Annotated in this window: 14 protein-coding genes; 7 read left to right on the top strand and 7 right to left on the bottom strand. The window is 66.0% G+C overall.

The features are described from left to right. Positions 1–9: 9 nt before the first annotated feature. Both ACE039_RS25740 and ACE039_RS25735 read right to left on the bottom strand, forming a co-directional pair. Positions 10–993, bottom strand: coding sequence for a FecR domain-containing protein (locus ACE039_RS25740; RefSeq protein WP_485823681.1), 984 nt, complete (start codon positions 991–993; stop codon positions 10–12). Continuing rightward, positions 990–1,499 (bottom strand): sigma-70 family RNA polymerase sigma factor, encoded by a 510-nt coding sequence (locus tag ACE039_RS25735; protein WP_105558323.1) that lies wholly within the window; start codon positions 1,497–1,499, stop codon positions 990–992. The genes ACE039_RS25740 and ACE039_RS25735 overlap by 4 nt, the downstream gene beginning before the upstream one ends. A 155-nt stretch (positions 1,500–1,654) precedes the next feature. Between ACE039_RS25735 and ACE039_RS25730 the strand changes: the two genes are divergently transcribed. From ACE039_RS25730 to ACE039_RS25715, 4 genes are all read left to right on the top strand, one after another. Then, positions 1,655–2,122 carry a CopD family protein gene (locus ACE039_RS25730; protein WP_485823680.1) on the top strand — a complete coding sequence of 156 codons (468 nt, stop codon included), beginning with the start codon at positions 1,655–1,657 and terminating at the stop codon, positions 2,120–2,122. A gap of 171 nt (positions 2,123–2,293) precedes the next feature. Then, positions 2,294–3,154: a hypothetical protein gene (locus tag ACE039_RS25725; RefSeq protein WP_448709525.1), complete on the top strand. Its 861-nt coding sequence runs from the start codon at positions 2,294–2,296 to the stop codon at positions 3,152–3,154. A gap of 137 nt (positions 3,155–3,291) precedes the next feature. After that, positions 3,292–3,981: a helix-turn-helix transcriptional regulator gene (locus ACE039_RS25720; RefSeq protein ID WP_485823679.1), complete on the top strand. Its 690-nt coding sequence runs from the start codon at positions 3,292–3,294 to the stop codon at positions 3,979–3,981. A gap of 69 nt (positions 3,982–4,050) precedes the next feature. Beyond that, positions 4,051–4,464, top strand: coding sequence for a VOC family protein (locus ACE039_RS25715; RefSeq protein ID WP_310031121.1), 414 nt, complete (start codon positions 4,051–4,053; stop codon positions 4,462–4,464). 45 nt (positions 4,465–4,509) lie between these two features. Here ACE039_RS25715 and ACE039_RS25710 read toward each other — a convergent pair whose 3' ends face one another. Then, complete coding sequence (locus ACE039_RS25710) at positions 4,510–5,646, bottom strand: threonine synthase (protein ID WP_485823678.1); 1,137 nt, start codon at positions 5,644–5,646, stop codon at positions 4,510–4,512. A 97-nt stretch (positions 5,647–5,743) separates the two neighbouring features. On the opposite strand from ACE039_RS25710, the gene ACE039_RS25705 reads away from it, so the two are divergent. After that, entirely contained in the window at positions 5,744–6,667 is a 924-nt protein-coding gene (locus ACE039_RS25705; RefSeq protein ID WP_485823677.1) for a LysR family transcriptional regulator, read from the top strand. A 48-nt stretch (positions 6,668–6,715) separates the two neighbouring features. Here the strand turns inward: ACE039_RS25705 and ACE039_RS25700 are convergent, their stop codons facing one another. Together ACE039_RS25700 and kynU are read right to left on the bottom strand one after the other, a co-directional pair. Beyond that, the gene (locus tag ACE039_RS25700) at positions 6,716–8,125 is read right to left on the bottom strand and encodes an amino acid permease (protein WP_485823676.1); all 1,410 of its coding nucleotides are present in this window, start codon (positions 8,123–8,125) and stop codon (positions 6,716–6,718) included. Between the two features lie 79 nt (positions 8,126–8,204). Then, positions 8,205–9,455 (bottom strand): kynureninase, encoded by a 1,251-nt coding sequence (kynU, locus tag ACE039_RS25695; RefSeq protein WP_485823675.1) that lies wholly within the window; start codon positions 9,453–9,455, stop codon positions 8,205–8,207. Positions 9,456–9,594: 139 nt separating this feature from the next. On the opposite strand from kynU, the gene ACE039_RS25690 reads away from it, so the two are divergent. After that, complete coding sequence (locus ACE039_RS25690) at positions 9,595–10,068, top strand: Lrp/AsnC family transcriptional regulator (RefSeq protein ID WP_105558314.1); 474 nt, start codon at positions 9,595–9,597, stop codon at positions 10,066–10,068. Between the two features lie 33 nt (positions 10,069–10,101). On the opposite strand, the gene trhA is transcribed toward ACE039_RS25690, so the two are convergent. Both trhA and ACE039_RS25680 read right to left on the bottom strand, forming a co-directional pair. Continuing rightward, complete coding sequence (gene trhA / locus ACE039_RS25685) at positions 10,102–10,734, bottom strand: PAQR family membrane homeostasis protein TrhA (RefSeq protein WP_485823674.1); 633 nt, start codon at positions 10,732–10,734, stop codon at positions 10,102–10,104. Positions 10,735–10,836: 102 nt separating this feature from the next. Then, a complete protein-coding gene (locus tag ACE039_RS25680; protein ID WP_199196865.1) occupies positions 10,837–11,931 on the bottom strand; it encodes a P1 family peptidase in 1,095 nt (364 codons plus the stop codon). Between the two features lie 185 nt (positions 11,932–12,116). Between ACE039_RS25680 and ACE039_RS25675 the strand changes: the two genes are divergently transcribed. Further along, entirely contained in the window at positions 12,117–12,899 is a 783-nt protein-coding gene (locus ACE039_RS25675; protein ID WP_105558312.1) for an amino acid ABC transporter substrate-binding protein, read from the top strand. Positions 12,900–12,946 lie beyond the last annotated feature (47 nt).

Raw genomic sequence — 12,946 nt, 5'->3', positions numbered from 1 at the left:
GGCCGAAAATCACGCGGCCCCTTCCCGGGGCCCGATCGTCACCCAGTAGGCCGTGCGGTAGCGAACCTGCACCGGCAGCGTCGCCGGCAAGGCAGCCAGTACGGCGTCCGTGTCGTTCAACTGGAAGGCGCCAGAGATACGCAGATGCGCGATGGCCGGATCGCAGCGCAGCACGCCCGAGCGGTACCGCCCCAGTTCGGAGGCGAACGCGTCCAGCCGCAATTGGTTGGCGTACAGCACCCCGCGCATCCAGTCGCTGGCATGGGGATCGGCGGCCGACGGCGCGGACACGCCGTCCTGGGTCAGCCGGCCTTGCTGGCCTGCGGCAAGGCTAAGCATGCGGCCGGAATGCGCGCCGCCGCTGACGCGGACCTGCCCCTCCTGCACACTGATCTGGCATTGCCCGCCGTCCTGGCGCACGCAAAAGCGCGACGGCATCGCCTCGATATCGCCCAGGCTCGTGCGGACCACGAACGGCCGCGACGCGGGCGAAGCATCCGCCACCGCATGCACGGCGATCTCGCCCGACCGCAGCCGCACCAGGCGCGTCGCGGCGTCAAACGCCACATCCACTGCGCTGGCCGTGTTCAGATGCAAGGTGGAGCCGTCTGCCAGCGTGATGTCGCGCCGCTGGCCTGGCCCGCTGCGATAGTCCGCCGTCCAGTCCAGCGGGTCTGCGCGCCACGCGGCCCACCCGGCGGGGCCCGCCACCACCAGGGCCACCAGCGCCTTCAACGCCGCGCGCCGCTGCTGCAATTGCGGCCGGTTCAGGGTCGCCATGCCGAGCGCCGCCGGGATCAGGCCAAAGCGCTGGTTCACGCGCTGCGCACGTTGCCAGGCGTATTCATGTTCGGCCTTGCTGGCGCGCCACTGGTCGCAGGCATGCACGTCCGCATCGGTCGCGCGGCCCGAACTCAGCCGCAGCAGCCAGCGCGCCGCCTCGCGCGCCACATTGCGCTCGACGGCGGGCAGCTCGCCAGCCGGCGCGCTCACGCCACCGCCATGATGCACTGCTCGAACCCGCGCGTGATGTAGCGGTGGACGGACCGTAGCGACACATTCAGCCGTTCGGCAATTTCGCCGTGGCTCAGCCCTTCCAGCTGCGCAAGCAGGAACGCCTGGCGCGCGGGCCGGGACAGCCCGGACAGCATTTCATCGATCTCCTGCAGCGTTTCCAGGATGATCAGGCGATGTTCGGCCGACGGCGCAACCGCTTCCGGCATCAGCGCCAGCGCTTCCAGGTAGGCGTCTTCAACCGAGCGGCGCCGGTGATGGTTCAGCAGCAGCCGCTTGGCGATCGTGGTCAGATAGGCGCGCGGTTCGCGCAGTGCGTCCAGCTCGTGGCGGTGGCGCAGCACCCGCACGAACGTGTCCTGGGCCAGGTCGGCCGCATCAAAGGTATTGCCCAGTTTCGCCCGCAGCCAGCCCTGCAGCCATCCATGATGCGTGCGGTACAAAAGTTGAACGGCGTCGCCTGAAGCGAGTACAGGGTTCGGCACGACGGGCTCCCAGAACGCTATGTACAAATAGAAATCAATCTCATTCTAAATGCAAAACCATGATTCCAGTCAAGTCCGCGCAAGATTATGTTGCGGCGATATGATGGGGACAGACCGGGCGGCATTCCGCGGCCCTTCCCTTGCAGGCAGCCCCCATGTTCTATAGCGTCGTGAAGTTCATCCATGTGATCGCCGTGATCCTATGGGTCGGCGGCATGCTGTTCGCGCACTGTTTCCTGCGGCCGGCGGCCGCGCAACTGGAACCGCCGGTGCGCCTGAAACTGATGGCGTCGGTGCTGGGCCCCTTCCTGAATGCCGTGCTGTGGGCGATTGTGTTGATCCTGCTGACGGGCATGTCGATGATCGGCCAGGAGGCCAGCCAGGCCTCGCGCACGGGCGGCGCGTTTTTCATGCCGCTGGGCTGGACGCTGATGGCATCGGGCGGCATCGTGATGATGGCCATCTTCGGCCATATCCGTTTTGTGCTCTACAAGCGTCTGGCCGCCGCGGGCGCGGGGGGCGATTGGCCGAAAGGCGGCCAGGCCATGGCGGGCATCCGCCGCTGGGTCGGCGTGAATCTGGTGCTGGGCATCGCCATCGTGGCCATCGTCTTCATGATCTAGCGCTGGCTCCAGCCGCCGGCTCCGCGCGGATACCGGCCGCCGCCGCCACCTATCGGCCAAGTGGGGACTGGTATCGGGATTCTTTCGACTGGTGCAATACCCCGTACATCCGCAGTGGCCACACTGCGGATGACTCTCGCGGGTCACGTCAACAACGACAAGGGATTCCCCATGATCAAACGTGCATTCCACCTGGCCGCCCTCGGCCTGTTCGCCACCTCGTTCGCCGCCCAGGCCGCCGCGCCCATCGACAACAGCGCCCTGGATAAGCCCGAGTTCCGCGCCCACAAGGCCACCTACGGCGTGGTGTACCGCCTGCCGCAGGACGTCAACGCCGTCCTGGACGCCAAGATCACCGGCACGCTCAAGCAGGACCTGCTGGCGCTGGGCCTGAAGACCGAGGCCGAAACGCCCAACATGCCGCACGTCACCGTGGTCCACATCCACAGCGCCGATCCCGAGACCCCCGCCCGCATGCTGCGCGCGCTGCCCAAGCCGCCCGCCCCGCTGCAGGTCACGCTGAAGACCTTCTACCCGACGGAAGCCGCCAAGGGCGCCGGCCATCCGTGGTGGCTGGATCTGGGTGTCGTCAAAAGCGGCCAGGGCTTTGAAGACATGATGCACTACAACACCGCCACGACCGCCGCGCTGGCCCCGTTGCGCGACGGCCCGCTGCCGCGCGTGACGGGCCCCGTCTACGCCAAGATGAGCGACGCGGGCAAGAACCTGGTCAAGACGATGGGCGTCAGCGGCGTCAACATCATGCAGGACGGCAAAGAGGTTCGCGCCCACAACCCGCACACCACGCTGGTCTACAGCATGGCGATCTACGACACCCGCTTGCAGGACGCCATGAAGCAAGAGTCCGACAAGTTCAATGCCGTGCTGCCCGACGGCATCAACACCACGTTCAAAGACGTTTCCATCGTTGAAATCGGCTTTGCCGGCAACGTCGTGCGCGAGATCTACCGCGTCAGCCTGGAAGACGGCTCGGTGATCGACGTGGCGACGGGCAAGAAGGTCGGCTCCTAGCGCCATCCGCTGCGGGCGAACCGGACGCGCGACGGTCTGACACGGCGGCTGAAGGGTCGACTGAATAGCCGACCGAATAGCCGACCGAATGCTGCCATTTCGTGGCAGCATTACGCATCTGGTTCCTTCCCCCCGCCATGTCTCGCACCGAACGACTGCTGGAGCTGCTCCAGACGCTGCGCCGCCACCGCCTTCCCGTCAGCGGCCACCGGCTGGCCGCCGAAATGGGCATCAGCCTGCGCACGCTGTACCGCGATATCGCAACGCTGCAATGCCAGGGCGCCGAGATCGAGGGCGAACCCGGCGTGGGGTACGTGCTGCGCCCCGGCTTCATGCTGCCCCCCTTGATGTTCAGCACCGAAGAGATTGAAGCCTTGGTGCTGGGCACGCGCTGGGTGGCCGGCCGTTCCGACGAACGCCTGGGCCTGGCCGCCCGCAATGCCCTGGCCAAAATCGGCGCAGTGCTGCCACAAGAATTGCGCGACGAGCTGGACGCCATTCCGTTGCTGGTCGCTCCCAGCGCCAGCGCGGTCATCGACCGCGTGGACGTGGCACTGATCCGCCAGGCGATCCGCAACGAGCGGAAACTGGAGATCCAGTACCGCGACGACAAGGGATCGGATTCCGCCCGCGTGATCTGGCCCTTCGCGTTGGGCTTTTTCGACAGTGTGCGGCTGGTCATGGCCTGGTGTGAACTGCGCCAGGACTTCCGGCATTTCCGCACCGACCGCATCGCCGCGCTGACTGCCGGCGACCGCTATCCCCGGCGCCGTCACGCCTTGCTGAAAGAGTGGCGCGCGATCCACCAGGAACCGAAAAAAGCCTGATGCACACTACTGCCAAAAACTGACAGCACCCCTGCCTAACATGAGCGCATCAACCACCAGGAGCGCCTCATGTCCGATACCAACTACGTCCTCTTCTACGTCGAAAAGCCCCAGGCCAGCGCCGCGTTCTACAGTGCGCTGCTGCAACGCGAACCGGTCGAGAATTCGCCCACGTTCGCCCTCTTCGTGCTGGATTCCGGCCTGAAGCTGGGATTGTGGTCGCGCTACACGGTGGAGCCGGCTGCGGCCGGCCGCGGCGGCGCGTCCGAACTGGCCTTCGCCGTGGCCGATGTCGACGTCGTTAACCAGCGCCACCGTGAATGGAGCCTGCGCGGCCTGCCCATCCTGCAAGCCCCCACCGACATGGACTTCGGGCGCACCTTCGTTGCGCTGGATCCCGACGGGCACCGTCTGCGCGTGTTCTCGCGCGCTCCTGCCTTGAACCCGGCAGACGAACGCATCGCAGCGGCCCAAGCCAGTTGAGGCCAGCGCGGGCTTGCCGGCATGCCGAACACGCCCGCGCCCCATTCAAGACGCCGTCGAATACAGGTCCGTCATGAATTGCGTGGACTTGATGCCGGTGCCGGTCAGCAGCACGACCGTGCGCTCGCTGGCCTGGATCGCGCCACGCGCTTGCAGTACGTCCAGGGCCGCCGCCGCCGTCGCGCTGGTGGGTTCGGCGTACAGGCCGGACAGCGCCAGGCGCTTCACTGCCGCCACGATGTCCGCTTCCGGCACCGCCACGGTCTGTCCGCCACTGGCCCGCACCGCCTGCAACACCTCGCGCAAGCGCACCGGATACTTGATGGCCGTGCCTTCAGCGACGGTGGGCAGCACCTGGCGCGGCACCGCCTCGTCTTGCCCCGCTTGAAAGCTGGCGTCCACCGGCGAGCAATTCAACGGCTGCGCCACGAACAGCCTGGGCAGGCGGCGGATCTGGCCCGCAGCCAGCAATTCGGCGAAGCCGATGGCGCAACCCAGCACGTTGCTGCCCGCGCCCGCCGGGATCACGACGTTATCGGGGGCCTGGAAACCAAAGTCTTCCCACATCTCGTAGGCGATCGATTTGGTGCCCTGCAAAAAGAACGGCTGCCAATTGTGGCTGGCGTAGAAGATGTCTTGCGAAGCGCGGATGGCTTCGGTCTGCGAATGCTCGCGCGGACCTTCCACAAGCCGCACGTCGGCGCCGAATGCGCGGATCTGCGCCACTTTGGCGATGGACGTATAGGCCGGCGCGAAAATGGTCACGCCCATGCCCGCCGCCGCACCGAAGGCAGCGATGGCCGCGCCGCCGTTGCCCGAGCTGTCCTCGGCCACCGCCGGGATGCCGATCTGGCGCAGCCACGACAGCATGACCGCCGCGCCCCGATCCTTGAAGCTGCAGGTGGGGTTGAACCATTCCAGTTTGAAATGCGGCCGCAGGCCGCCCCAAGCGCGTTCGACCATCGGCGTGCCGCCCTCACCCATCGACACCGGCGTTGCAATGTCCTGCGGCAACGCGGCGCGATAGCGCCAGATGGAGCGGTCGCGGGTATCGATGTCGTCGCGCGAAATGCCCGGCAACGGCGAAATCATCAGCGGCGTCTGGGCGTCGGAGCACCAGCGCGCATCAGTGATCGGATAGCGTCCGCCGGAAAGCGGGTCCACATAGAAGGGCTGCGGCATGATGAAGAGAAATAAGGCGGGAAAGCCGTCAGTCTAGGCCGGGCGCCCGGCACTGCGTTGCAATATCATGTTGCGATAACCGCAATGGAGAATCCGCATGGAACGAGGCGCGCTATGGGAATACCAGGTGTTCTGTGCCGTGGCCGAACGCCAGAGTTTCGTTCTGGCCGCCCGCTCGCTGGGCGCCTCGCCCAGCGCCGTTACCCGGGCCGTGCAATCGCTGGAACGCCAAGTGGGCGCGCAGCTGCTGTTGCGCAGCAAAAGCAGCGTGGTGCTGACGCCGCAGGGCGAAAGCTATTTCCAGTCGGCGCGCGAGCTACTGCGCGTGGAAGCGCAAGCGCGAGACGACCTTCAAGACGCGCAGGGCGGCGTGCAGGGGCGCGTGCGCTTTTCAGCGCCCGACCTGCTTGGCGTGGCGCTGCTGCCCGCCGTGCTGCGGCAGTACTCGGACGCCCATCCCGGCGTCAGCATGGACATCCTGTACACCGACAAATGGGTCGACCCCATCGCCGAAGGCCTGGACTTTGCGATCCGAGGCGGGTTCCCGGCTTCCAGCGACTTGCTGGGCGCGCACTTGTGGCCCTACGACCGGCTGTTGTGCGCCAGCCCGGACTACGTGCGCCGCAGGGGTCTACCTCGCGAGCCCGAAGACCTGAAAGCGCATCGCCTGGTGATGCACACCGGCCCCCGCGTGCTGAAGGATTGGCACCTGCGGGACGACCAGCGCATTGTGCGCCTGCACGCCGAACCCGCCGTGCGGGTCAGCAGCGGCAGCGGCTTGATGGCGATGGTCTTGCAAGGCATGGGGATCGCGCGGCTGGCGGACTGGGCCGCGCAGCCGGAAATCGAACGTGGCGCCCTGGTGCGCGTGTGTCCGGCGTATACCGTGACCTCGGCCCAGGGCGCCGCGCCGCAAATGCACGCCGTGTACGCGTCGCGTTCGCTGCCTGCCCGCGCCCGCGCCATGCTGGCGGCGATCCGGCAATGCGCGTCCGGTTCGGGGCGGCAGGCCAAGCGGTAACCCGGACTGCAGCGCCGGCGATGATCCGGGCGCGGTTGGCGGCCCGGGTCACCCTTGCTGGTCGCGCGCCTGCAGCAGCAGCGTTTCGCCGCGCTTCTTGAACAGCAGGAAATACAGCGCGGCCAGAATCAGCAGGAAGGGAACGCCAAAGGCCAGCGTCATCTTGAACACGCCGGTGAAGGCCGTGGTCACCAGAATGGCCAACATCGCAACTGCGCCCAGCAGCGTCAACGCCGGAAAGCCCGGCATCCGGAACGACAGCGCAGCGCCCCCTTCACGCGCCCAACGACGGCGGAAGAAATAGTGCGTGACGAAGATCATCATCCAGGTGAACAACGCGCCGAACATCGAAATCGCCATCATCAGCGTGAACGAGGTCTCGGGGTACAGCGCGTTCAACACGGCCGCGATGGCGATCCCGCTGGTGGACAGCAGCAGCGCGTTCAGCGGCGTGCCGCTGCGGGTCAGCCGGCCGAACGCGGATGGCGCGTGCCCGGCGCGAGACAGGCTGAACATCATGCGCGTCGTGATGTAGAGCTGGCTGTTCATGGCGGACAATGCCGCCACCAATACGATGAAATTGATTACCCCTGCCGCGCCCGGAATCTGCAGCGCCTGCATCACTTTCACGAACGGGCTGCCGCCCTTGCCGGCTTCGTCCCACGGCACGATGGCCAGGATCAGCGCCAGCGTCAGCAGGTAGAAGACGACCAGCCGGACGATGGTGGCGCGGAACGCCTTCTTGACGGCGCGTTCCGGGTCCTCGGCTTCGCCAGCGGCCACCGCGATCATCTCCACGCTGAGGTAGCTGAAGATCGAGATCACCACGGCGACCCACATGCCCCATACGCCATTCGGAAAAAAGCCGCCGTGCGAGGTATACAGCGCCGTGCCGTATTGCGGATTCCCCCAGACCACATACGCGCCCAGGATGATGAAGGCCACGATCGCCGTGATCTTGATGGTCGAGAACCAGTATTCAATGGTGCCGAAGGCCTTGACGCTCATCGCATTGATCAAGATCAGCGCCGCCGAAAACACGCATACCCACTGCCAACCCGGCACGCCGGGGAACCAGAACTTCATGTACTCGGCCACCGCCGTCACTTCCGTGCCCACCGCCAGCACCACGCACGACCAGTACGCATAGCGCACCAGAAAGCCCGCCAGCGGACCCACGTAATGCTCGGCATACGCGCCGAAGGAACCGGACGTGGAATGCGCCACCGTCATTTCGGCCAGGCAGCCCATCAGCAGCAGCGTGATCACCCCGCCAATGGCGTAGCTGATGATCACGCTGGGCCCGGCAAACCCGATGGCGAACTTGCTGCCCAGGAACAAGCCCGTGCCGATGGCCCCGCCGATGGCGATCATGCTCATCTGGCCCGAGGTCAGGCGCCGCTTCAAGCCTTGTTCGCGCTGGGTGATCTGGCCGAAGCCCTGTTGTTGTTTTTGCATTGTCTCCTCCTTGTACTGCGCTCTTTTTCTGGATGTAGGGCCGATCCGGCCCGCGCGATAAGGCAACGCGTCAGGGCGTTCAGGTCACGGCGGACCGCTGCTTGAATTCAGGCTTGTCCCAGGCGCGGCTGTCCAGCACGTCTTTCAGGATATCCACCGCGTCCCACACGTCGGCGTAGCCGAAATACAGCGGCGTCAGGCCAAAGCGCAGCACCTCGGGTTCGCGATAGTCGCCGATCAGGCCGCGCGCGATCAAAGCCTGCATCACCTCGTAGCCATTGGGGTGGCGGAAACTGACATGGCTGCCGCGGTCGGCGTGCTGGCGGGGCGTGACGAGCGTCAGCGGATGGCCTTCGCAGCGTTCTTCGACCAGCGCGATGAACAGGTCGCCCAGCGCCAGCGACTTGCGGCGCACGTCGGCCATGTCGGCAGCGTGGGCCACGTCCAGGCCGCATTCCACCAGCGACAGCGACACGATGGGCTGCGTGCCGCACAGGTAACGGCGGATGCCGCCGGCGGGTTCGTAGGCCACGGCCATGTCGAACGGGCGGGTGTGGCCCCACCAGCCGGACAGGGGCTGCCAGAAATCCTGCGTGTGGCGCGGCGCCACCCAGATAAAGGCCGGCGAACCCGGGCCGCCGTTCAGGTACTTATAGGTGCAGCCCACGGCGAAATCGGCGTTGGCGCCGTTCAGGTCCACCGGCACCGCGCCGGCGGCATGCGCCAGGTCCCAGATGGTCAGCGCGCCGCGTTCATGCGCCAGGGCGGTGACGGCGGCCATGTCGTGCATCTGGCCGCTGCGGTAGTTCACGTGCGACAGCAGCATCACGGCGACGGAATCGTCCAGCGCCTTGTCCAGCGGCAGCTCGTCATCGATCAGGCGCATTTCGTACCCCTGCCGCAGCAGGTCGATCATGCCCTGGATCATGTACAGATCGGTCGGAAAGTTATCGCGTTCAGACAGGATGACGCGGCGCGTCGGCTGCTTTTGCTGCTGGATGCGCAGCCCGGCGGCCAGCGCCTTGAAGATGTTCAGCGACGTGGTGTCGGTCACGACCAGTTCGCCTTCGCGGGCGCCCAGCAGGCTGCCCAGCTTATCGCCCAGGCGGGCGGGCAATTCGAACCAGCCGGCGGTGTTCCAGCTGCGGATCAAGCCGGTGCCCCATTCCTGCGTGATGACGCCAGCGGCGCGGGCGGCGGCGGCCTTGGGCATCACGCCCAGGGAATTGCCGTCCATGTAGAGCACGCCGGGCGGCAATTCAAAACGCGCTTTCAGGGCGGCCAGGGGGTCTTTCCGGTCTGCGGCGACGCAGTCTTCACGCGTAGTCATGCAATGCTCCTTCGGGCAATATCCTGTCGAACAGGATAGCAGCGCGCCGGGGCCGAAATATTGCAAATCCGGGCGTGGCTTACCCTAAGATTCCGCAGTAAATTGCATAGAACCCGGATTTTTAGAATTGGATTGCACCATGCAACTAGACGCGATTGATCAGCGCATCCTGTACCGCCTGCAAGAGAACGGCCAACTGAGCAATCAGGATCTGGCCGAACAGGTCGCGCTGTCGCCGTCGGCCTGCCTGCGCCGCGTGCGGGCGCTGGAAGAAGGCGGGATGATCCGCCAGTATCGCGCGGTGCTGGACGCCGAGAAACTCGGGTTTGAACTCGAGGCCATCGTCCATGTGTCGTTGGACCAGTCCCGCCCTGGCTGGCACGAAGCCTTCCTGGCCGGCATCGCCGCGCACGACGAGATCACCGAAGCCAGCATCGTGACCGGGGCCTCAAACTACATCCTGACGGTGCGCACCCGCAACCTGTCGGCGTTTTCCCAATTCGTGGAAGACAAGCTGAGCAAGATCGCCGGGGTACGCGACCTGTGTTCGCATATCGTCATGCGGAAAGTGAAAGACCGGGGCGGCATGCTGCCGCTGGCCGGTTGGCGATGACACCGTTCTTGCGTGACGCCCTGCCCGCCACGCTCAGGCGGGCGTGCCGTAGCGCAGAAAGCCGAACACCGTGACGAAATGGCAGGCCGATCCGCCCATCACGAACAGGTGCCAGATGCCGTGGGCGTGGCGCCAGCGCTTGTCGTTGACGTAGAACAGCGTGCCGATCGTATAGGCCGCCGCGCCCGCCAGCAGCCAGACCAGCCCCGCGGATGACAAGGCGCCCGCGATCGGGGCGGCGAACATCACCCCCAGCCAGCCCATCGCCAGATACAGCGGCAAGGCGGGCGCCGCGCCGCGCGCCCACCACAATTCCCGGCTGATCCCGACGGCGGCCAGCAGCCAGATCGCCACGCCCATCGCCGCCCCCCAGCCGTGGGCAATCGGCCCGAACGCCAGCGGGGTATAGGTGCCGGCAATCAACAGATAGATGGCGCAGTGGTCGGCCTTGGCCCAGCGCGCCTTGTTGCGGCCGCGGGTGCAGTGATACAGCACCGATGACGCGTAGACGGCGATCATCGACGCCGCGAACACCGCGCAGCTGATGATCTGCCGCGTATCCACCTTCAGCTCGGCCGCACGCGTGATCAGCCATCCGGACGCGCCCACGGCCAGGGCCAGGCCAGCCAGATGGGTCGCGCCGTTGAATCGTTCGCCCTTATACATAATGAGCCCCCTGTCAGGACACCGGAACCCCGGTGCCTGCCATGATGTTCCCTTCCTGTGACAACCTGAGGTCAGGAGGGTCGCCGGGGCGGCGCGATTCCTTCAGGCGATGAAATCGACAGCGGCGGGAAAGCCTTCCACCGCGCGTGCCGCCAGGATGGCGCGCTGCACCGCGATCGCCATGGCCTCCGCCGCCATGACGCCCAGCAGCATCACGTTGCCCGGTTTGCCCAGGGTGCCGGTGCCCAGCGCGAAGATCGTGTCGCCGTCCATCATCGTGTGGATCGGGTTGATGGTGCGGGCCAGGCCGTCGTGGGCCATGCCGGCGATCTTCTGGGCCTGCGCCTTGGTCAGGGTGGCATCGGTGGCGACCACGCCGATGGTGGTGGCGGTACCGGGGCGCATGGCGTTGGGCAGGTCGCCGGCCAGGATGGCGGCGCGCGTGTCCAGCAGATGCTTGCCGTCGGCGGTGCGCGCGCCGGCCAGGATTCGCCCGGTGGCGGGGTCCAGCACGTCGCCCACCGCATTCACGGCCACGATCGCGCCGACCGTCACGCCTGCCACCGTCAGCGACGCGCTGCCGATGCCGCCCTTCATGGCGCGCTTGGCGCCATACAGCTTACCCACCGTTGCGCCGGCCCCGGCGCCGACATTGCCCTCTTGCGGCGCGTCGGTGGCGGCTGCCTTGCAAGCCTGGTAACCCGCCGCCGCATCGGGCCGGATGGACGCATCGCCCACGCCCAGGTCGAACAGGATGGCGGCCGGCACGATGGGCACGTGCGCCACGCCCACATCAAAGCCGATCTTCTTTTCTTCCAGGTAGCGCATGACGCCGGTAGCGGCGTCCAGGCCGAACGCGCTGCCACCCGACAGCACGATGGCATGCACCTTGTCCACCATGTTCATGGGATTGAGCAGATCGGTCTCGCGGGTGCCGGGCGCGGCGCCGCGCACATCGACCCCACCCGTGGCGCCGGCCTCGGCGATGATGACCGTGCAGCCGGTCGGCCGCCGGGTATCGGTGTAATGGCCCACGCGCAGGCCCGATACCTGGGTAATGCTGCCCCCGCCCGGCGTCAGCCGCAAGCCGTTGCCGCCTTGCGCGGGCATCACCCCGGCAAACGCCGCCGCGCCCGCCGCCGCCATCATGAACGCCCGCCTGTTCCATTGCTGTTCCACACCATTCTCCCTCGCCATGCCGATTGAGTGCGCCCGGCGCGGACCGCCCCGGGCGTGCGTAACCTTATGACTTGCCGCTATATTTTTACTATTCCTTATGCTTTGTGGAAAAATAGACGCGTTGTTAGAGTGCGGCTAAGCCGGAGGGCATTGCACACCCGCAAGCTCTCCAGAATGACACCGATCATCCGTGGAGCATTGCCATGAAACTCTTTCGCTCGCTGTTCATCGCCGGCCTTATCCAGGCCGCCGCCCTGACCGCTGCCCACGCCCAGTCCGGCCTGGACCAGATCAAATCCGCCGGCACGTTCAAGATCGGCACCGAAGGCACGTATGCGCCCTTCACCTTCCACGATGCATCAGGCCAGCTTACCGGTTTTGATGTGGACATTGGCCGCGCCATCGCCGAACGCCTGGGCGTGAAGGCTCAATTCGTGGAAGGCAAGTGGGACGGCCTGATCGCTGGGCTGGACGCCAAGCGGTACGATGCCGTCATCAACCAGGTCGGGATCACCGACGCGCGCAAAGCCAAATACGATTTTTCCGATGCCTATATCTCTTCGGCAGCGGTGCTGATCGTGCGCGACGACAACACCACCATCAAATCATTTGCTGACCTGAAGGGCAAGAAGTCGGCCAATACGCTGACCAGCAATTTCGGCAAGCTGGCGCAAAGCCACGGCGCAGAAGTGATTGCCGTGCAGGGTTTCAACGAAGCCATTGACCTGCTGACCTCGGGCCGCGTGGAAGCCACGGTCAACGACAACCTGTCGTTCCTGGACTTCAAGAAGCAGAAACCCAACGCGCGGGTGAAAATCGCCGCCACCGACAAGACCGCTGAATTCAGCAATTCCGGCGTGCTGATCCGCAAGGGCAACCCCGAGCTGCAAGCCGCCATCAACAAGGCGCTGGCCGACATCAAGGCCGACGGCACCTACAAGACCATATCCGTCAAATACTTCGGCACGGACCTGTCGGCGCAATAAGCGACGGGCACGCACATGACGCTACCCTCCTGGCTGCAAGCCGTCAT

The organism is Achromobacter maghribensis, from assembly GCF_057334215.1.
This window is presented reverse-complemented; position numbering and strand designations above follow the sequence as displayed.